21 protein-coding genes are annotated in these 19,653 nt (G+C 64.3%); 11 read left to right on the top strand and 10 right to left on the bottom strand.

The window, feature by feature from the left end; translation table 11 throughout:
• Nucleotides 1–8: 8 nt before the first annotated feature.
• From sdhA to sdhC, 3 genes are read right to left on the bottom strand one after another with little or no spacing between them, the layout of a single operon-like run.
• Nucleotides 9–1,862, bottom strand: coding sequence for a succinate dehydrogenase flavoprotein subunit (gene sdhA, locus KDC96_RS03885; protein ID WP_212450848.1), 1,854 nt, complete (start codon nucleotides 1,860–1,862; stop codon nucleotides 9–11).
• Nucleotides 1,862–2,248, bottom strand: coding sequence for a succinate dehydrogenase, hydrophobic membrane anchor protein (gene sdhD, locus KDC96_RS03880; protein WP_212450846.1), 387 nt, complete (start codon nucleotides 2,246–2,248; stop codon nucleotides 1,862–1,864). Before sdhD ends, sdhA begins: the two co-directional genes overlap by 1 nt.
• Nucleotides 2,248–2,640, bottom strand: coding sequence for a succinate dehydrogenase, cytochrome b556 subunit (gene sdhC, locus KDC96_RS03875; RefSeq protein ID WP_212450844.1), 393 nt, complete (start codon nucleotides 2,638–2,640; stop codon nucleotides 2,248–2,250). The genes sdhD and sdhC overlap by 1 nt, the downstream gene beginning before the upstream one ends.
• 108 nt (nucleotides 2,641–2,748) lie before the next feature.
• Between sdhC and KDC96_RS03870 the strand changes: the two genes are divergently transcribed.
• The 6 genes from KDC96_RS03870 (at nucleotide 2,749) to KDC96_RS03845 (ending at nucleotide 7,182) form a co-directional block, all read left to right on the top strand.
• Nucleotides 2,749–3,474: an SDR family NAD(P)-dependent oxidoreductase gene (locus KDC96_RS03870; RefSeq protein ID WP_212450842.1), complete on the top strand. Its 726-nt coding sequence runs from the start codon at nucleotides 2,749–2,751 to the stop codon at nucleotides 3,472–3,474.
• Between the two features lie 54 nt (nucleotides 3,475–3,528).
• Nucleotides 3,529–3,819, top strand: a complete 291-nt coding sequence (locus KDC96_RS03865) for a GIY-YIG nuclease family protein (protein ID WP_212450840.1) — start codon at nucleotides 3,529–3,531, stop codon at nucleotides 3,817–3,819.
• Nucleotides 3,806–4,777, top strand: coding sequence for an MBL fold metallo-hydrolase (locus KDC96_RS03860; RefSeq protein ID WP_371815527.1), 972 nt, complete (start codon nucleotides 3,806–3,808; stop codon nucleotides 4,775–4,777). Before KDC96_RS03865 ends, KDC96_RS03860 begins: the two co-directional genes overlap by 14 nt.
• The gene (locus KDC96_RS03855) at nucleotides 4,774–5,688 is read left to right on the top strand and encodes a 50S ribosomal protein L11 methyltransferase (RefSeq protein WP_212450837.1); all 915 of its coding nucleotides are present in this window, start codon (nucleotides 4,774–4,776) and stop codon (nucleotides 5,686–5,688) included. Before KDC96_RS03860 ends, KDC96_RS03855 begins: the two co-directional genes overlap by 4 nt.
• Before the next feature lies 1 nt (nucleotide 5,689).
• The gene (locus KDC96_RS03850) at nucleotides 5,690–6,367 is read left to right on the top strand and encodes a DUF2459 domain-containing protein (RefSeq protein ID WP_212450835.1); all 678 of its coding nucleotides are present in this window, start codon (nucleotides 5,690–5,692) and stop codon (nucleotides 6,365–6,367) included.
• A gap of 143 nt (nucleotides 6,368–6,510) precedes the next feature.
• Entirely contained in the window at nucleotides 6,511–7,182 is a 672-nt protein-coding gene (locus tag KDC96_RS03845) for an SDR family oxidoreductase (protein WP_212450833.1), read from the top strand.
• On the opposite strand, the gene KDC96_RS03840 is transcribed toward KDC96_RS03845, so the two are convergent.
• Genes KDC96_RS03840 through ligA form a run of 3 tightly spaced genes read right to left on the bottom strand, consistent with a single transcriptional unit; the run spans nucleotide 7,179 to nucleotide 10,578 of the window.
• On the bottom strand, nucleotides 7,179–7,679 hold the full coding sequence (locus tag KDC96_RS03840; RefSeq protein ID WP_212450831.1) for a CinA family protein: 501 nt from the start codon (nucleotides 7,677–7,679) through the stop codon (nucleotides 7,179–7,181). The genes KDC96_RS03845 and KDC96_RS03840 overlap by 4 nt on opposite strands.
• Nucleotides 7,676–8,488, bottom strand: a complete 813-nt coding sequence (locus tag KDC96_RS03835) for a c-type cytochrome (RefSeq protein ID WP_212450830.1) — start codon at nucleotides 8,486–8,488, stop codon at nucleotides 7,676–7,678. Before KDC96_RS03835 ends, KDC96_RS03840 begins: the two co-directional genes overlap by 4 nt.
• Before the next feature lie 8 nt (nucleotides 8,489–8,496).
• Entirely contained in the window at nucleotides 8,497–10,578 is a 2,082-nt protein-coding gene (gene ligA, locus KDC96_RS03830; RefSeq protein ID WP_371815526.1) for an NAD-dependent DNA ligase LigA, read from the bottom strand.
• A gap of 111 nt (nucleotides 10,579–10,689) precedes the next feature.
• On the opposite strand from ligA, the gene KDC96_RS03825 reads away from it, so the two are divergent.
• Nucleotides 10,690–11,631 (top strand): hypothetical protein, encoded by a 942-nt coding sequence (locus KDC96_RS03825; protein WP_212450829.1) that lies wholly within the window; start codon nucleotides 10,690–10,692, stop codon nucleotides 11,629–11,631.
• An 8-nt stretch (nucleotides 11,632–11,639) separates the two neighbouring features.
• On the opposite strand, the gene KDC96_RS03820 is transcribed toward KDC96_RS03825, so the two are convergent.
• The 4 genes from KDC96_RS03820 to KDC96_RS03805 all read right to left on the bottom strand — a co-directional run bounded on the left by KDC96_RS03820 (nucleotide 11,640) and on the right by KDC96_RS03805 (nucleotide 15,121).
• Nucleotides 11,640–12,329: a GNAT family N-acetyltransferase gene (locus KDC96_RS03820; protein WP_212450828.1), complete on the bottom strand. Its 690-nt coding sequence runs from the start codon at nucleotides 12,327–12,329 to the stop codon at nucleotides 11,640–11,642.
• A 67-nt stretch (nucleotides 12,330–12,396) separates the two neighbouring features.
• Nucleotides 12,397–12,588 carry a hypothetical protein gene (locus tag KDC96_RS03815; protein ID WP_212450827.1) on the bottom strand — a complete coding sequence of 64 codons (192 nt, stop codon included), beginning with the start codon at nucleotides 12,586–12,588 and terminating at the stop codon, nucleotides 12,397–12,399.
• Entirely contained in the window at nucleotides 12,588–14,255 is a 1,668-nt protein-coding gene (recN, locus tag KDC96_RS03810; protein WP_212450826.1) for a DNA repair protein RecN, read from the bottom strand. Before recN ends, KDC96_RS03815 begins: the two co-directional genes overlap by 1 nt.
• 71 nt (nucleotides 14,256–14,326) lie before the next feature.
• Nucleotides 14,327–15,121 carry an outer membrane protein assembly factor BamD gene (locus KDC96_RS03805; RefSeq protein WP_212450825.1) on the bottom strand — a complete coding sequence of 265 codons (795 nt, stop codon included), beginning with the start codon at nucleotides 15,119–15,121 and terminating at the stop codon, nucleotides 14,327–14,329.
• A gap of 231 nt (nucleotides 15,122–15,352) precedes the next feature.
• On the opposite strand from KDC96_RS03805, the gene KDC96_RS03800 reads away from it, so the two are divergent.
• From KDC96_RS03800 to KDC96_RS03785, 4 genes are all read left to right on the top strand, one after another.
• A complete protein-coding gene (locus KDC96_RS03800) occupies nucleotides 15,353–16,111 on the top strand; it encodes a hypothetical protein (RefSeq protein ID WP_212450823.1) in 759 nt (252 codons plus the stop codon).
• Nucleotides 16,112–16,558: 447 nt separating this feature from the next.
• Nucleotides 16,559–16,909 (top strand): type II toxin-antitoxin system RelE/ParE family toxin, encoded by a 351-nt coding sequence (locus tag KDC96_RS03795; RefSeq protein ID WP_249171908.1) that lies wholly within the window; start codon nucleotides 16,559–16,561, stop codon nucleotides 16,907–16,909.
• Nucleotides 16,906–17,199: a DNA-binding transcriptional regulator gene (locus KDC96_RS03790; RefSeq protein ID WP_212450821.1), complete on the top strand. Its 294-nt coding sequence runs from the start codon at nucleotides 16,906–16,908 to the stop codon at nucleotides 17,197–17,199. The genes KDC96_RS03795 and KDC96_RS03790 overlap by 4 nt, the downstream gene beginning before the upstream one ends.
• 130 nt (nucleotides 17,200–17,329) lie before the next feature.
• A complete protein-coding gene (locus KDC96_RS03785; protein WP_212450819.1) occupies nucleotides 17,330–19,297 on the top strand; it encodes an ATP-dependent endonuclease in 1,968 nt (655 codons plus the stop codon).
• Nucleotides 19,298–19,653 lie beyond the last annotated feature (356 nt).

Below are 19,653 nucleotides of genomic sequence, written 5' to 3'. Positions count from 1 at the left end.
ACGGCAGATCAGTAAACCCGCGCCTTCGGTTCGATATACTCCGCGTCGTCCGTCAGCGTGTACTCGTGCACCGGGCGGTAATCGATGCGGATGTTCGAGCCGCGGCCGCCCCAGCCTTCGAACCATGCGACGGTGTGCTTCAACCATTCGGCATCGTTGCGGTCGGGAAAATCCTCGTGCGCGTGCGCGCCGCGGCTTTCCTTGCGGTTCGCCGCACTCGCCATGGTCACGTTGGCCTGCGCCATCAGATTGTCGAGCTCGAGCGTTTCGATCAGGTCGCTGTTCCAGATCAGCGACTTGTCGGAGACGTGAATGTCCTCCATCCGCTTGTTCTGGTCGGCAAGCTTCTGCACGCCTTCGTCCATCAGTGCCTGGTCACGGAACACGGCGCAGTGCTTCTGCATCGCCTTCTGCATGTCGGCGCGGATCGCGGCGGTGGGCGAGCCACCCTCGGCGTAGCGGAAGTGATCGAGCCGGGTCAGTGCGAAATCGGCGCTGTCGGCGGGCAATTCGGGCTGGCTCGCACCTGCCGTCAGATTGTCCTTGAGGTGCAGGCCGGTCGCGCGGCCGAACACGACGAGGTCGATCAGCGAGTTGGATCCGAGACGGTTCGCACCATGCACCGAGACGCAGGCCGCTTCGCCCACCGCGTAGAGGCCCGGCACCACAGTATCCGGATCGCCATCGGGGCCGATCGTCACGACCTGCCCGTGATAGTTACACTGGATGCCGCCCATGTTGTAGTGAACGGTCGGTGTGACCGGCAGCGCTTCGCGGGTCAGGTCAACCCCGGCGAAGATCTTGCCGCTTTCGGTGATCCCCGGCAGGCGCTCGGCGAGCACCTTCGGGTCGATATGGTCGAGATGCAGGTGGATGTGATCGCCATCCGGCCCCACCCCGCGTCCTTCGCGCATTTCGAGCGCCATCGACCGGCTGACCACGTCGCGCGAGGCAAGGTCCTTGGCCGACGGGGCATAGCGCTCCATGAAGCGCTCGCCTTCGGAATTGGTGAGGTACCCGCCCTCGCCGCGCGCGCCTTCGGTGATGAGCACGCCCGCGCCGTAAATGCCGGTCGGGTGAAACTGCACGAACTCCATGTCCTGCAGCGGTAGTCCGGCGCGCAGCACCATGCCGCCACCATCGCCGGTGCAGGTGTGCGCCGAGGTCGCGGTGTAGTAGCACCGGCCATAGCCGCCGGTTGCCAGCACCACGCTCTGCGCGCGGAAGCGGTGGATCGTGCCATCGTCGAGGCACATCGCCATCACGCCGACGCATTTCTTCACGCCGTCGACATCGGCCATGATCAGATCGAGCGCGAAATACTCGATGAAGAAGTCGGCGTCGTACTTGAGGCTCTGCTGGTAGAGTGCGTGCAGCATCGCGTGACCGGTGCGGTCGGCCGCGGCGCAGGTGCGCTGCACCGGCGGGCCCTCGCCCATGTTCTGCATGTGGCCGCCGAACGGTCGCTGGTAGATCGTGCCATCCGCGTTGCGGCTGAACGGCACGCCCGCGTGCTCCAGCTCGTAAACCGCCTGCGGGGCCTCGCGCGCGAGATATTCGATCGCGTCCTGATCGCCCAGCCAGTCCGACCCCTTGACGGTATCGTACATGTGCCAGGTCCAGTGATCGGGCGTGTTGTTGCCCAGCGACGCCGCGATGCCGCCTTGCGCCGCAACAGTGTGCGAGCGCGTAGGGAAGACCTTGGAGATATTGGCGGTGCGCAGGCCCGCTTCCGCCGCGCCCATCGTGGCGCGCAGGCCCGAACCGCCCGCGCCGACGACCACCACGTCGTAAGTATGGTCGATGATCTTGTAGGCGCCCTTGAGATCGGGGCTGCCGTCGTTGGCAGGGGAACTTGCCATTACGCTGATACTCCAAGGGCGAGGCGCACGACGCTGAAGATCGCGAAGGCGCCGCCGCCGATAACTGCCAGGTTGAGCGCTGCGAGCGCTGCGAATTTCGTGCCGCTGTCGTGGACGTAGTCCTCGATCAGCACCTGCAGGCCCATGCGGGCGTGCCAGAACAGGCTGATCACCAGCAGCATCATCGCGGTCGCCGGAATCGGCCGCGCGATCCAGGTGGTGACCGTGCCGTAGCTGAGATCGCTGAGCATCAGGAAGCTGACCAGCAGCCAGCTCATCAGCACCAGATTGCCGATCGCGGTGAAGCGCTGCACCAGCCAGTGATGCGCGCCCTCGTGCGCCGAGCCGAGCCCGCGCACCTTGCCGATGGATGTGCCGTTGCCCATCAGAGCACCCCCTGCTTGGCAAGGATCACGGCCCAGAAACACACCGTGGCGACGATCGCGACGATCGGCGAAAGGATCGACCAGACCCGGTTGCCCGCGAGTTCGTAGCCCGCGCCGATATCGAGCACGAAGTGCCGCAGGCCGCTCATCATGTGGGTGAAGAATGCCCAGCTCAGACCGATCAGCACGACATAGCCGAACGGCGACGTCGCGGTGTTGGCAAACGCGGTGTAGGCATCCGGCCCGCTCGCCAGCGCGCCGAGCCACCACACCAGCACCGCCAGTCCCACCAGCGCCATCCCGTCGCCGGTCACCCGGTGCAGGATCGATACGAACATGTGCGGCCCCCAGCGCCATATCTGGAGGTGCGGCGAAAGCGGTCTCTGGCTCATGATAATCCCGATCGAACGTGCATTTGCCCGTCTCACTTAGCGAACCGCGCGCACGAGGCAAGCCGCGAGCGCTCGACTCTGGTTGCAAAGTTTCGGATAGGGTCTTGCATGAGATTCATTCTGGTCACGGGATCGAGCCGGGGGATCGGCGCAGCGGCGGCGCAAGCGCTCGAACAACGCGGCGTGACCGTGATCGGGCACCAGAGCCAGCCGGGCGACGGCGATCGCATCGCCGCCGACTTCACCGACCCCATCGCCGCGCAACTCCTGTGGGAAGAGGCGCTCGATCGCAGCGGCGGGCGGATCGACGCGGTGGTGAACAATGCCGGACTGTTAGCGGCCAACCCGCTCAATGCCTCCGACATCGCGTGGCTCGATGGGTGGGAGGACACGCTGCGCATCAACCTCACCGCCGCCGCGCAACTGAGCCGCTTCGCGGTGCGGCACTGGCTCGCCGGGCGCGCGGACGATGATGGCGTACGCGGACGACTGGTCCATGTCGCCAGCCGCGCAGCCTATCGCGGCGACAGCCCGGCGCACTGGCACTACGCCGCCGCCAAGGGAGGAATGGTGGCGATGCACAAGACCATTGCGCGCGCCTATGCCGGCGACGGCATCCTGAGCTATGCGATCGCGCCGGGCTTCACCGACACCGCGATGGCAGACGACTATCTCGAAAGCCGCGGCGGCGCGGGCCTGCTCGCCGATATCCCGCTGGGCCGCGTTGCCCAACCCGAAGAGATTGCGCGCATCATCGCCTTCTGCGCGCTCGACGCTCCGCCCAGCATGACCGGCGCGGTGATCGACGCCAACGGAGCGAGCTATGTTCGGTGATGTTGAATCTTCGTCATTCCCGCGCAGGCGGGAATCCAGCTTCTGTCAGGCCCAATGACAAAAGGCGGATGGGTCTACATAATGGCCAATCGCTATCGCGGCACGATATATATCGGCGTCACCTCGTCATTGCCGCATCGGGCAATGCAACATCGCAATAGCGAAGGTTCAGGATTCACGGCCCGATACGGCTGCGCCAAGCTTGTGTATGTTGAGCAGTACGAGGCTATCGCAGACGCAATCATTCGTGAGAAGCGATTGAAGAAATGGAACCGCGAGTGGAAAATCAGGCTGATCGAGGAGCAAAATCCAAACTGGGAGGATCGCTTCATTGATCTGGTTTGAGAACAAGCTGGATTCCCGCCTTCGCGGGAATGACAGCGGCAGGAGTCTTGGCGCTTGCGTTCTCGCTCTTTCGCTCGCTTCCTGTTCCTATCCTTCGCAAACTCTGCAGACGCCGTCTGCACCGACCGATACGCTTTCGAGCGACATCGTCCGCTTCGCCTCGGCGTGCGAGGATTGGGATGATTGGGACAAACCCGCCCCGCCCTTCCGCATATACGGCGGCACGTATTACGTCGGGACCTGCGGGATCGCGGCCATATTGATCCTGGATACCGACTCCAAGGGCCACACGCTGATCGACATGGGCACGGATGAAGGTGCCAAGGTCGTGCTCGCGAACATCGCATCGCTCGGTATCGCGGCGAACGAAATCGCAACGCTCACAATCAGTCACGAACATTTCGATCACATGGGTGGTATCGCGCGTATCGAGGAAGCGAGCGACGCGATTATCGTTTCCTCGAAGGAGGCGGCGAATGTCCTGCACTCGGGATTGCCTTCCGCCGATGATCCGCAGGCAGGTTCGCACCATCCGCCATTTCGCCCCACCGCCTCGCTGATCGTCGTGGTTGACCCCGAACTGGCCGACGTGATCGGACCGAAGAAGCTCTTTCCCGTCTTCACGCCGGGCCATTCTCCCGGTGCGCTCAGCTGGCAATGGCGCGAATGCGAGAACGAGGAATGCCGCTGGATCGTCTACGCCGACAGCCTCTCGCCGATCAGCAGCGACGGTTACAGATTCTCCGACCACCCCGGGTATGTCGCCGCATACCGCGCGGGGATCGCCCGCCTGCGCGAGTTGAAGTGCGACATCCTGCTCACCCCCCACCCCTCGCACAGCAGGATGATCGAACGCGCCGCCACCGGCACGTTCGAGGGCGGGATGACCTGCGCCGAATATGCCGACAGCAAGACCAGCGCGCTCGACGAACGCCTCGCAACGGAAGCCGGGGAATGACCGAGATCAGCTGGAAGCTCACCGCCCACGCGCCCAAGAAGGTCGTCCAGGCCGCACTGCTCGCGCATGACGAGATCGAGGACTGGGAACCCGAACTGGTGATCGCGGGGCGCGAACTGTCCGAGGACCGGCCCGAGGAATGGGTGCTGGAGGCGTGGTATCCGCGCGAGCCCGGCGCGGCGCAGACCGATGCCCTGTCCGGCCTGTTCGGCAAGTCCGCGCCCACCTTCGAATGCGCGGAACTGCCCTCGGCCGACTGGGTCGAGCTCAGCCAGCAGGGCGCGCAGCCGATCCGCGCGGGACCGTTCTGTGTGCGCACGCCCGGCTTCGAGCCCGATCCGCAGGCCATCAACTTCCTGATTCCCGCCGCGCAGGCATTCGGCACCGGGCAGCATCAGACCACCGCCGGATGCCTCGAGATGCTGGGCAGGCTCAAGCGGACCGGCGCGCTCGCGCGCGATATCGCGGATATCGGGACAGGCACCGGGTTGCTCGGCTTCGCAGCGCTGTCCCTGTGGCCGCGCGCGCGCGTGACGGCATCGGACATCGACCCGGTGTGCGCTCCGGTCGTGGAGGAGAACGCGGCGCTCAACCGCGTCGCGCTCGGTCCGCAGCCGGGCGCGCTCGTGATGACGATTGCCGACGGGATGGCCGACCCGCTGCTCGAAATGCGCGGCCCCTACGATCTGCTGATCGCCAACATCCTCGCCGGGCCGCTGATCGAGATGGCGCGCGACTTTGCAGCGGCGGTGCATCCGGGCGGCAATATCGTGCTGTCGGGATTGCTCGCGGAGCAGCAGGAGGCGGATGTCCGCCGCGCCTATCGCCGCGCCGGCTTTCGCTTCGTCTCGCGCATCCAGAACGATGACTGGTCGGTACTGTGGCTCAGGCGCCGTCGCCGTGGGCGCTAGGATGCGCACCGCGGTCCGCTGGGCCGCAACCGCCCTCCTGAGCGCGATCCTCGGCTTCGCGCTTGCCGCCTGGATCGGATCGAGCATTCCGCGCAACGGCGACTGGCAGGAACCCGCGGTCGACGCCGAAGGCACCGTCACGATCCTGATCGGCACCAACGCGATCCACACCGAGATCATCATGCCGATCGTGACCGATGCGGTGGACTGGCGCGCCTATTTCCCGGTCGAGGATATCGCCAATCCGGGCCGCGACTATACCCACGTCGGGGTCAGCTGGGGCGAGCGCGGCTTTTTCCTCGAAACCCCGACCTGGGCCGATTTCAATCCGGTGATCGCCATCGGCGCGCTGGGTGGGGGCGACGGTCTGATCCACGCCGCCTACTACGTCCGCCCTGCACCAGCCGAGGGTTTCCGGGAACTGCGCATCCGGCCCGCCGAGTATCGCGAACTGGCGCGCCTGATTGCCGGGGACATCGTGCCGCCTCCTGGACGCAAGACCTACCCCGGTTATGACCGCCACGACGTGTTCTACGATGCGCGCGGCACCTACCATATCGGCAAGACCTGCAATCAATGGACCAGCGACCGGCTGGCGGCGGCGGGCATCAGGACCGGGTGGTGGACCCCGATGCCCGGCGGGGTGATGAAATGGGTGCCCGACCTGCCCGGCAGCTAGAACGCGAAAGCCGCGCGCCGCTCGCCCGGATGACGAACCGACCGGTAGCGGACGACTGCAGCGGCGCGCGAGAATAATTCGGAACCGCGCCACTTGCTGGACCATTGGATTGGCGAACGCACATCCATGCGAAGGAAATCATCATGGCCAAGACCCTCCTTATCACCGGCGCGTCGTCGGGAATCGGGGCCGCGACCGCAAAGGCCGCCGCCAGCGCCGGCTGGAACGTCGCCCTGCTCGCTCGCTCGACCGACAAGATCGAAGCGCTTGCGGGCGAAATCGGCGACGGCGTTATCGCGATCACCTGCGATGTGACCCGTCTCGATGACATACGCGACGCCCTGCAGCAGACCGCCGATCGCTTCGGGAGCATCGATGGCGTGTTCGCCAATGCCGGTACGGGCGTCGAAAAGCCCGGCGTCGAAGGTGGCGATCCCGAGGAATGGCGCGGCATGATCGAGGTCAATATCATGGCCGTGCTCTACGCCGCGCATGCCGCGATCCCGCACCTGAAGAAGACCAGGGGCCAGTTCGTCGTCACCGGTTCGAAAGCGGGCCGCGACACGTTCAAGGGCTCGGTCTATTCGGCGACCAAGCATTTCGTACACGGCTTCGGCGAGAACCTGGCCGAGGAAATGCGCGAATGGGGTGGCCGCGCGACGGTGATCGCGCCGGGCATGGTCAACACCGACTTCTTCGACGAGCCCAAGCCCACCAAGATCCAGCCCGAAGATGTCGCGAATGCCGTGATCTTCGCGCTGGGCCAGCCCGAAACGTCAGCGGTGCGCGAGATCTACCTGATGCCCAACGATTAAACGCCAACCCTCACGGCGCTTTCGAGCAGTGCAAAGGCGTTGCGAGTGAACGCCTCCATATTGGCGATACGATCTTCGCGGGAAGTCTCCAGCAGAGCGGTCTGTTCGAACCCTTCCGGTCCGACGACCGCCGCGACGCTTCGCCCCGCCGGCGCGCCCGAGGGGTGAGTCGAACCGCCGACCGAGCCACTTTCGGCGATGCCCCATTCCGCACCGAAATTGTCTCGGATCGCGCGCGCCTGGAGCAAAGCGTAATCCTCGCTCGCCCCGCGCATCCCGCGATAGGCCTCGCGCGGCAGATAGAACAGCACGTCGCGCGCCCGCAACGAATAGACCACCCCGCCCCCGACGAAGAAATCGAGCGCCCCGGGCACCGTGAGCAGGCCCGCCGCGATCAGGCCCCCGGTCGCGCCGTCGGCGACAGCGATTGTATCGCCCCGAGCGCGCAGAGCCGCCGCGATGCGCAGCGCCTGGGGGTGGAGATCGTTGAGGATCACGGTTCGCGCCTAGCCACTTCGGTCAGATATCCGAAAACCGCCTCGCGCTCGGCTTCGGTAAACCGCGCGTAACGCCGGCGCGCCACCGCGCTCATCAGCTCCAGTTCGCGGTCACCCAGAGCCTTGCCGGTCTGGAGCAGGGTTGAGAATTCTTCCGCCGAGTAGAGCTTCATGACTCGCAGATCGACCGGCATCGCACCTGCCATTTGTTTGCCGCCCCGCAGGTCCATGCCGTGGCACTCGACGCAGGTCGCGCGCACGATGAAGCGACCATAGTCATGCGCTGACCCCATATCGGGCGGGAATTGTCCGCGCATTTCGGCGACTTGCTGGACCGAGTCCTTGAATTCACCCGTCGCGATCTGTTTCGCCAGCTGCGGCCCGATGGTCGGAGCGGGTTGAACGGCACCCTTGGGGTTCAGCGATTTCAAATAGGTGACCAGGGCATCGATATCCGCCGGATGCATTTCGGTGAACAGCGCCGAGGGCATATCGATAAGCGCGCGATCGGGGCGTCTGCCCTCGGTGATCATCGCTGCAAGTTCATCGTGCGAGTATGCCGCGGCGCTTCGGGTCAGGTTGGCGGTCCAGAGCACCCCGAGTTCGGGCTCGCTCCAGTCTTCACCGGTGAGGCCAGGGGTGTGACAGCCGGTGCATCCGAGCACAGCCGAAAGCCGTTCACCATGCTCGACCGGGTCCGCAGAGACGACTTCGAATCGTGGAGGTTCCGGCTGCGTGGGTGTCTCGGCCGGCTGCGCGTTACAGGCCGCCACCAACAGCAATCCGCACGCCATCAGCAAAAGCCGCATGACCCCTCCTAACCCGCCTGCGCGACGATCTCGGCCCAGCCCGCTTCGTCGATCACTGCGATCCCCAGTTCCTGCGCCTTCTTGAGCTTCGATCCCGCGCCCGGACCGGCGACCAGCAGGTCCGTCTTCGCGCTGACCGTACCTGCCGCCTTGGCGCCGAGCCGCTCGGCCTGCGCCTTGGCTTCGTCGCGGCTCATGGTTTCGAGCTTGCCGGTGAATACCACGGTCTTGCCCGCGACCGGCGAGTCGAGCGTTTCGACCTCGTAGCGAGGCGGGCTGACCTCGCCCAGCAGGTCCTCCCACACCGAGACATTGTGCGGCTCGTGGAAGAAATCCCCGAGCGCGGACACCACGGTCTCACCTATGCCATCGATCGAGGTCAGCTCCTGCACCGCTTCGTCTTCCCCTGCCCGCGCGCGATCGGCGAGGTCGCGCAGCACCGGCAGTTCGTGAAAGTTCTTCATCAGGTCGCGCGATGTCGTCTCGCCGACATGGCGAATGCCGAGGCCGAACAGCAGCCGCGCCGCGTCGGGCGCGCGCTTTTCCTCCACAGCTGCCAACAGGTTGTCCACAGACTTGTCCTGCCACCCTTCGAGCGCGAGGATCTCCTCGCGGCGCTGGTGCAGGCGGAAGATATCGGCAGGACTTTCGAGCCATCCCAGCGCGAAGAACTGCGCGATCGTCTTGCTGCCCAATCCCTCGATATCGAGCGCCTTGCGGCTGACGAAATGCTCGAGCCGCTGAGTGCGCTGCGCCGGGCAGATCAGCCCACCGGTGCAGCGGACATCGACTTCGCCTTCTTCGGCCACGGCCTCGCTTTCGCATTCGGGGCAATTGTCCGGAAACACGAAGGGTGCGCGATCGGCGTCGCGGGTCAGGTTCTCGACCACCTGCGGGATCACGTCGCCGGCGCGCTGGATCACGATCCGGTCGCCCGGCCGCACGCCGAGCCGCTCGATCTCGTCGCGATTGTGCAGCGTCACGTTGGTGACCGTCACACCGCCGACCAGAACCGGCGCGAGCCGTCCGACCGGGGTCAGCTTGCCGGTGCGCCCGACCTGGATGTCGATCGCCTCGAGCGTCGTTTCGGCGCGTTCCGCCGGGAACTTGTGCGCCAGCGCCCAGCGCGGTGCCTTGCCGACCGAGCCGAGCCGCTGCTGCCAGTCGAGCCGGTCGACCTTGTAGACCACGCCGTCGATCTCGTAGCCGAGGTCGGGCCGCTGGCGGCCGATCTCGTCATAATGTGCGATCATCGCATCGACGCTGTCGGTGACGGTCAGGAACGGCGAGACGGGAAAGCCCCAAGCCTCGATCCGGCGCATCACCTCGTGCTGGGTCTCGGCGGGAACCTCGCTCGCCGCGCCCCAGCCATAGGCCCAGAACCGCAACGGTCGCGTCGCGGTGACGCTGGCGTCCTTTTGCCGCAGCGATCCCGCAGCGGCATTGCGGGGGTTGGCGAACAGCTTTCCACCCGCTTCATGCTGCGCAGCATTGAGTGCGGTAAAGTCCTGTTTAGACATATAAATCTCGCCGCGCACCTCGAACACGTCGGGCATGTCAGAGGCTGCGATTTGCTGCGGAATATCGGCGATGTGCGCCACGTTGGCGGTCACGTCCTCGCCCACCTGCCCGTCGCCCCGCGTCGCGGCGCGCACCAGCTTTCCCTGCTCGTATCGCAGCGAGCACGACAGCCCGTCGATCTTGTCCTCGGCGGTAATCGCTACCGGTTCGTCCCCGGCGAGATTGAGATACCGTCGCACCCGCGCGACCCAGTCCTCGACCTCCTCGCGGTTGAAGGCGTTGTCGAGGCTCATCATCCGGACTTCGTGCGTCACCTTCGACAGCGGCGACGCCGCGATGGCGTGGCCGACCTTGCGCGACGGAGAATCCTCGCGGACCAGGTGCGGGAAACGTGCCTCGAGCTCCGCATTGCGGCGCACCAGCGCATCGTATTCCGGATCGCTGATCTCGGGCGAATCTTCGGCGTGATACAGCCGATCGTGCCGCGCGATCTCCCGCGCCAGACGCATCAATTCGTTGGCCGCTTCGGCTTCGCTCATCGTGTCGGTCATCGCCTCTTCCATAGACATCGAAACCGATTTGACCATAACTCAAGAGTGTCGCGATTGAACAATCGACGCGTGCGCGAATCGGCTATCGCGCCGGGCGGTATGGGAAAGACCGGTTCTGGGGGGAATGCGATGTTTCGTTACGTAATGACTGCGCTGGTCGCTATCGGGCTGAGCCTGTCGTTCGCACCGCAATCGCACGCGCAGTTGCGCGGCCTGGTGCGCGAGCTCGCGCCCGAGCTCAAGCTGCCCGATCTGATGAAGGGCAAGCCGCCGGTTTCGACCAGCATTCAGGATGCGGTTTACGAAGACCCCAACCGCGACGGGTTCGATCCCGGCCCCGCCAACGCGATGTCCAACCTGCCGCTCGACGACAGCAACCGCTTCGTCCTCGCTCCCGGATATTACACGATGACCGCGCAGAGCTATTGCCTCAAGGCGGGCACCTATGGCCCGACCAGCGGCGATGCCTACCTTTACGCCCCGCTCATGGGATCGCAGGAAAAGGCGGTCGAGGCGATCCTGCGCAACTCGGTCGATCATCCCGATATCGACCAGCGCGATATCCAGGTGCTGCTGTGGGCGATCATAGCCCGTGCCAAGTTCGAGGATCTGAACAGCCGCGCCAAGCTGGCGGCAACGCGTTTGCTCACCAGCCGTCAGCTGGCCTCGCTCAACCGCAACGCGATCGACGTGCTGACCAATCGCCAGGTGCAATCGCTGGTCGGCGGGGTGCCGCAACCGGTCGCCGCCGTGTTGCGCGCCGAAGCCGACATGCGGCGCATGCTGTCGACCGGTGCGAGCTATGGTGAGCTTGAACGGGTGGCGGTGCTGGCCGGGATGGCACCGCTTGGCGAAGGCAGCCGCACCAATGTCCCGTCCGAGCGGTGGAGCCGCCATCCGGACGGGTACTGGGTGCGCTACGATGCGAGCGGATACAGCCGGACCATGGTCGAACTGTACGTCCCGGAGGACGCATCAGGCGTTAAGTACGATCCGGCGGTGTCGGTGGCGGTGCCGACCAACACGTCGAAGCAGCGCCTTGGCCAGTCGGCGCGGTTCCACGCGCAATAGGTTCAGCGCTAGGCGGGCGCGAGTATCGTGACCGTCATCGTTCGCGCGATCCGGAAGCCGAGGCTTTCGTAAAGCCCGATCGCCGCAGCGTTCCCGGCGTAGGAATGCAGGAACGGCGTATCGCCGCGCGCCCGCTGCGCCTGCATGACATGCGCGATCAGCCGCCGCGCCATGCCCCGCCCGCGATAGTCCGGCCAGGTGCACACCCCACTGACTTCGGCATAGCCCGGCGCGGGCCGCATGCGTTCGCCTGCCATGGCGGCGAGTGTGTCGCCACCGCGGATGCCGAAGAACTGGCCGTATTGGTGCGTAAGCTCGCCCCATGGGCCCGGTTCGGTGGCAAGCGCGAGTTCGGTCATCTCGGGCACATCGGCGTCGGTGAGCGGGACGATCGCGGGATCTGGGTCGGTTGAGTTGCCCTCACCGTCTGCGACCATCTGCACCAGCGGCGCAGTACGGACGACATTGGTGCCCGGTGGCGCAGGCCATTCATCGGGTTCGACGAGCCAGATGTCGTGCGGTGAGGATCGTACGAGTTCGGCGAGGTCGGCTTGCGCGGTGGTACTTCGGTCGCGTGCGGCTCCAAAGGGACCATAGCGCGGATCGATGCGGACCGCCGAACCGGTTGCGAAAGCGAGATCGGCTTGCTCACCGTTGAGCATCGACCAGACTGGGCGGCAAAGGGACGTGTCATTCATTCCCTAAGCACACTCTTCATTGGAGGGGGCGCAATGGCAAAGATGCTACGGGATATCCCAGCATTCACTACAATCCAATTGCGCTGCCGATTTGAAGCAGTGCCCACGCGCTAATTGGCAGAACGACAGCCACCGCAAAATGCAAGAGTTTCGCTCTTGAGCCCTCTTGCCTCAATCCAACAATCACCGTCACGACACCAAGCACAATCGCGAGCAAGAATACCCAACCCATAATCAGCTCGAACAAGCTGATCGGCATCACACCCCCTCCAGCAACCGGTCCGCCTGCGCCCTCGCCTCGCTGGTGATTTCCGCGCCGGAGAGCATCCGCGCGATCTCTTCCTGCCGTCCGGCTTCGTCGAGCAGCGCCACGCTGGTTTTGGTCACCGTGCCCTCGGAGGATTTCGCGATCAGGTAGTGCGTTTGCCCCCGCGCGGCGACTTGCGGGGAATGCGTCACCGCCAGCAATTGTCCCTCGGCGCTGGCGAGCCGCGCCAGGCGTTCGCCAATCGCGCTCGCTACCGCGCCGCCGACGCCGCGATCGATCTCGTCGAAGATGATCGTCGCCGCCCCGCCCTTTTCGGCCAGCGCGACCTTGAGCGCGAGGATGAAGCGCGACAATTCGCCGCCCGAGGCAATCTTGGCCAGGGGCGCAAAATCCGCGCCCGGATTGGTCGCGATCAGGAATTCGACGCTGTCCATCCCGTGCGCGCCCCACTTCTCCTCGGGCAGCGTGCCGATCGCGGTGAGGAACCGCGCGGCATCGAGCTTGAGCGGCTCGAGTTCGGCGGCGACCGCCTTGTCGAGTGTCTTGGCAGCCTTGACCCGCGCCTCGTGCGCCTTTTCGGCTGCCGAGACGTAGTCGACCCGCGCTTCTTTCGCAGCGGCTTCGAGCGAATCGAGTTCGGCCTCGCCGCCCTCGATCGCGTCCAGCTTCGTGCGCATGTCGCGCATCGTCTCGGGCAGCGCATCGACTTCGCAGCGGTGCTTGCGGGCGATCGCGCGCAGTTCGAACAGCCGCGTTTCCGCCGCGTCGAGCGCCGCCGGATCGTGCACCAGCGCCTCGGCGGCGGCTTCGAGCTTCTCCTCCGCCTCGCCCGCCTCGATCACCGCGCGATCGAGCGCCGCGAGCGCTTCGGCCAGCAGCGGATGCTCTTCGGCAATCCGGTCGAGCCGCCGCGCAGCCACGCGCAGGCTCGCGAGCGGTGAATCCGAACCCTCCCAGATATGGCGCAGCTGTTCGAGATCGTCCGCCAGCCGCTCGCCCTTCTGCATGCTGGCGCGCGCATCGGCGAGCCGCGCTTCCTCGCCCTTCTGCGGCTCGAGCGCGGTCAGTTCGGCGAGATGCGCGATCAGCAGATCCTGGTCGGCGCGCGCCTGTTCGACCTCGGCCCTCGCTTCCGACAGCCGCGCTTCGGCCCTGGCCCAGCTGGTCCAGCGGCGCTCCAGCCCAGCAAGGTCGGTCCCGGCATAGCGATCGAGCAGCATCCGGTGTCCGCGCGGATTGACCAGCCCGCGATCGTCGTGTTGGCCGTGCAGTTCGACCAGCGCCGGGGCCAGTTCACGCAGCAGCGCGACGCCGACCGGCTGGTCGTTGACGAACGCCTTGGACCCGCCATCGCCCTTGACCTGCCGGCGGATGATGAGCGGTTCGCCGGTTTCGATCTCGATGTCGGCATCGTCGAGCGCTTCGGCGATCGCGGCCGGCAGCTGCGCGAACTCGAAGCTCGCGGTCACGCTCGCCTTGGCTTCGCCCGCGCGGACCAGCGCGGTTTCCGCACGGTCGCCCAGCACCAGCCCCAGCGCATCGAGCAGGATCGACTTGCCCGCACCGGTCTCGCCCGTAAGCACGCCCAGACCGCGCCCGAAATCGAGATCGAGCGCTTCGATGAGAACGATGTTGCGGATCGAAAGCCGGGTCAGCATGGCCGCTCAGCCTTAATGCAAGCGCCCCGCCCCGTCACGTGGTGAGGATCGCGATCCCCACAATCGCACGATCAGCTCGGCTGCACGCCCGCAGCGTGGTCCTGCACCAATTCGTAGGCCTTTTCGTACCATTCGCTGCCGGGATAGTTCGCGCCGAGCACCGCGGCGTATTTCACCGCTTCGCTCGGGATGCCGAGCGCGAGGTTGCTTTCGGTCAACCGGTACAGCGCTTCGGGCGCGTGGCTGGTGGTGTCGAACCGCTCGACCACGTTGCGGAACCGCAGCGCCGCCGCGAGCCACTGGCCCGAACGCTGGTAGAACCGCCCGATCTCCATCTCCTTGCCCGCGAGGTGATCGGCCACCAGATCGAGCTTCAGCCGCGCATCGGCGGCGTATTCGCTCTGCGGAAAGCGGCGGTTGACCTCCTGCAGCGCCGACTGCGCCTGTTCGGTGATCTTCTGGTCGCGGTTCACGTCGCTGATCTGCTCGTAATACGACAGCGCGATCAGGTAATAGGCGTAGGGCGCGTCCTTGTTGCCCGGGTGGATCGAGAGGAAGCGCTGCGCGTTCTGGATCGCCTTGTTGTAATCGCGCGCGATGTAATAGCTGAACGCGCTCATCAGCTGCGCGCGGCGGGCCCATGGCGAATAGGGATGCTGGCGCTCGACCTCGTCGAACAGCGCCGCCGCGAGCTGCGTGTTGCCCTGGTCGAGCCGTCGCTGCGCCTCGGCGTAGAGCGATTCGACGTCGCGCGCGACATAGGCGACGTCGTCGTTGCCCGATCCCCCCGCGCAGGCGGTGGTGGCGGCGATGGCGGTGCCGAGCAGGGCGGCGCGGATCAGGGTGCTGCGAGCGATCGTGAACATGCCGCGCGGTATAACGGGGCACTTCGTGAACGCCAAGTGAAGTAAGAACGGCTCGTCCCCCGAATTTTCCTACGCGTCTTTTTGGCCTCAAGCGCCGGCGGGGGCATCCGCCCCCTTGGCTTTCCTCGCTCACGCGACCTGAAGGTCGCATCGCTGCGGACGGGCGGTCGCCCTTGCGAGCCCTGCGGGCCCGAATTTCCTACTCGGACATTTTGTGGTTCATACTCTTCCATGACCCGCCGCACAGACAACCGCACCACCCGCTCGCTCGTCCCCGCGAGCGAGATCCCCGACTTCACCCCCGTCCCCATCAAGCCCCGCTCCGATGGCTGGACGCCCGAACGCCAGCAGGAATTCATCGAAGCCCTCGCCGACACCGGCAGCGTCGAGGCCGCGTGCAAGCACGTCAACATGAGCACGGTCGGTGCCTACCGCATCCGCCGCCTGCCCGAAGGCAAGAGCTTCCGCGAAGCCTGGAACGCCGCGCTCGACCTCGGCGTGCAGAGGCTCGAGGATGTCGCGATGGAACGCGCGTTGAATGGCGTGGAGGAGCCATTCTACGTCTACGGCCAGCACGTGGGCACGCGGAAGAAGTACAACGACCGGCTCTTGATGTTCATGCTCCGCAACCGCTCGCCCGAGCGGTTCGGCAACGGAGTCGCGAAAGGCGGCAGCGATCTCAAGGGCCTCAACGCGGTCGGCAGGATGGAAAAGCGCCGCCTCAAGAAGAAGTGGCGCGCGCAGTGGGAGACCGAGCAGCGCGCCGGAAAGCACAACGTTTCGCCAGCGGAAGTGCGCGCAAGCATCGAGCGCAAGATGGAAGGCATCCGCCGCCAGATCGAATACGAGCGCAAGCGCGAATGGGAGCAGCTCTCGGAAGACACCCGCGCCGCGTGGGAGCGCTTCGCCGAGCTACGCGACCGGGACCTCGACGCGCTGAAGGCGGATGAGGAGATGCGGTGGAGGTTGGCGGTGAAGCCCCGCAGCTAAGCCGAGGATCGCGAAGCGACCGGAGGCTTAGAAGCGAGAGGCTGTAACGTCGGCCAGCGGGTCGGCGCTAGCCGAACCCGACTGACGGCGCCGCGCGACGCATGGAGCGTTTGCGCCAGCAAACGCGGAACGGCGCGTGGCGCGTGACGGTGAATGACACGCCGCCGCCGAAGAAGGCGAAGCCGGAGCCGGAGGAGCGGAAGACGGTGCACCGGTTGAAGGATGAGGGGTGGGATTAGTGCGACACTCCACCCCTTCCGCCTGCGGGAGGGGTAGCGAGACTTGGCAGCTTGCCTGCCTAGTCACAGCGGGGTGGCCCTAATCGGCCCAGCGCTACGCGCGCCCACCCCCAACCCCTCCCGCAAGCGGGAGAGGAGTATGAGTTACTGCGGCATTGCCGTACAAATTTCACTTGAGCAAACTACGGCAAGGCCGTATATCCCAGAAATGAACGAAGCACCCATCCACACGGTGGTCGAAACAGCAGCCTTCACCGCTCGCGTGAAGAAGCTGGGTCTTTCGCCGGAGGAACTCGCTGCGGTCTATGATGCCTATGCCCGCACGCCGGATTACGGGAAGGTCGTCAGAAAAACAGGCGGGCTGCGCAAGGGCCGGATTGCGAAGGAAGCCACTGGCAAGAGCGGCGGCTATCGCGTGTTCAGCTTTTTCGCCGACCGCGACAATCCGGTGTTCCTGCTGTGGGTGCTCAACAAGACGGACGAGGACACGCTGACCGACGAACAGGAAAAGGTGTTCAAGGCGCTGACCACGCAATTGAAGAAGGAGTTGCGATCATGAAGGACGAAGATTTCGAAGGCATCGCCGCCGGGCTGAAGGATGCGATCGCCTTCGTTCAGGGAGACACCACCAAGGGCCGCGTCGCCGCTGGCCCGGACGTGAAGGCTATCAGAGCCAAGACCAAACTCAGCCAGGTAAAGTTCGCCGCCAAGCTGCGCGTGCCCGTCGCGACCCTGCGCGACTGGGAGCAACACCGCCGCTCGCCGGATGCGCCCGCGCGGACGTTGTTGGGGATGGTGGACGCTGATCCGAAGGCGGCGTTTGGGTTGATTGAGCGGATGGTTGGTTGAGGTCATATTTTTCGGTCATCGATTAGGAGACTTGTAGCGTTACTAGTCAGTTGGGGAAAACTCAAAGCACGACTTGTAATGTGCCTCTTTTGTTCCATATCTACTTGCCATTGTAGGTAGGGATCGAGAAATGAAGCTAAGGCAGTATCGGGTCCGTGAGTTCCGTAGCATCTGGGACACCGGACCGATTGAGGTTGACGACCAGACAACCTGCTTCGTGGGCAAAAACGAGGCGGGAAAAACCACGGTCCTGACCGCTCTCTACCGCACCAACCCAATCCGCACGGGCGATGCCGTCTTTGAAGAAACTTACGACTACCCGAAGCGAGAGGTCGAGGACTACCGCTTCGCGGTTGAGAACGAGGATCGCCAGGAGGCCGTGGTCGTCGAGTGTATCTTCGAGCTGGACGAGAGTGATAAAGCCGCTGTCGCAAAGGTCTTTGGTCCTGAAGCTTTCACGGATGGCAAGTTCACCCGCAAGTCATTTTACGGCAAGGCCAAGAGCATGGCCTACTTGAACTGCAATGAAGCGGCAGCTCGGAAACACCTCGCCGACAACTCTGCGCTTCCCGACGATTTGAAGGCCAAGCTAACGGGTGCCACGGATTGGACGGAATTTACCGGTGCGCTGGATGAGGCCGAAGCCACCGAGGCCGTTAGTGCGCTCAAGGCACTTGTCAAAAAGGTGAACGAAAGAGGGAGCGCCCGCTCCTACATTTTTCACAACATCATCTGGCCCCGCGCGCCGAAGTTCCTTTACTTTGACGAGTACTACCAGATGGAAGGGCAGGCCAACCTCAACGCGCTGATCGCGCGCGAAGACAGCGACCAGCTTCTCGACTCTGATTACCCGCTGGTTGGTCTCATCAACCTCGCGCGCCTCGACCACCGAGAGCTCGTGGCCACCAACAACACTGTCGAGTTGAAGAACAAGCTACAAAATGCCGGAAACCACTTAACCAAGCGCATCGTCAAGTACTGGTCCCAGAACAGGCACATTCAGATGCGCTTCGACGTGCGCGACGCGAAGGCGGGTGATCCAGAGGGGATGCAGCAGGGTGTAAACGTGTGGGGTGAGGTGCACGATTCCGTGCATTTAGCCACTACTCCGCTGAGCAACCGCTCGCGCGGCTTCGTCTGGTTCTTCTCTTTTCTTGCTTGGTACGAGGATGTGAAACGCCAGGGGCAGAACGTTATCCTGCTGTTGGATGAGCCCGGACTGTCACTTCATGGGCGGGCCCAAGCCGACCTGCTTCGCTACTTCGATGCGGAACTGTCGGAGCACCAGCTCCTCTACACCACACACTCACCGTTCATGATCGACCCGACCAAATTCGATCGGGTCCGCATCGTGCAGGACTTGAGCATCGACGCCGCCGATGCTCTGCCGAAGGAAGAGGACGGAACTAAAGTGCTTGCCAACGTGTTCGACGCCACCGACGACAGCCTGTTCCCTTTGCAGGGTGCACTCGGCTACGAGATCCAGCAGACACTCTTTATTGGGCCCAACTCTCTCATCGTGGAGGGCGTCGCCGACATGCTCTATCTCAGGGCCGTATCCTGCGAATTGGAACGCGAAGGCCGCACCGGGCTGTCGGAGGAGTGGGTCATCACACCCGTGGGCGGTAGCGGCAAGGTGCCCACCTTCGTCGCCATGCTCGGCTCGCAGAAGGGCATAAACGTGGCCACGTTGCTGGACATTCAGAACAGCGACAAGCAGATCATTGAGGATCTCTACAAGAAGAAGCTGCTCACCAAGAGGCAGGTTTCGACCTACGCGGACTTCACGGGCTCCGCCGAGGCGGATGTTGAAGACATGTTCGACCGTACTTTCTACCTCGACCTGGTAAACGGAGAGTTCGCTGGGCAACTGCCCGAGAAAATCACTAAGACCAAGCTCAACGCGAAGGAGCCTCGCACCCTGCGGGCCATCGAGGCTTGGCTGGCCGACAACCCGATGAAGTCGGGCTCGTTCGGGCACTACCGCCCGGCGCGCTACTTCACCGAGCAGATCAGCAAGCTGTGGCCCAAGGTGTCAGACGAGACGAAGGACCACTTCGAGGCTGCGTTCAAGCATTTGAATGCATTGCTAAGGTAATCATCGAAAGGAATGATCAGAGATGGTTCTTCTACCTGATACTATGAAAGAGATAGTGAGACTTGGAGGTGGCCTCGATATCGAGGCCACGAGGATATTGCCCGACTCAGCGAAGGAAATTGCGCGCATGGCTGGAGGAAGCGGAGCAACGCTGATATTTAGAAATCCGAAATGGCTTCCAGACACTTTGAAGGAAATCGGTCGCCTTGGAGGCGGAAACGTCATTTTCAGATATGACGACTGACGCAGAGATTTCACTTACTGACAAAGTTCAGTTGTTGACTACTCCTTACCCATTCACAGCGCAGCAACAAAGGCCTCCTGCGGAATGCTCACATTCCCTCGGCCTACGCCAG

Source organism: Erythrobacter sp. JK5 (assembly GCF_018205975.1).
In the GTDB taxonomy this organism is placed as follows: Bacteria; Pseudomonadota; Alphaproteobacteria; order Sphingomonadales; family Sphingomonadaceae; genus Erythrobacter.
Note: the sequence above shows the minus strand (reverse complement) of the source record. Positions and strands in the feature narration are given on the sequence as shown.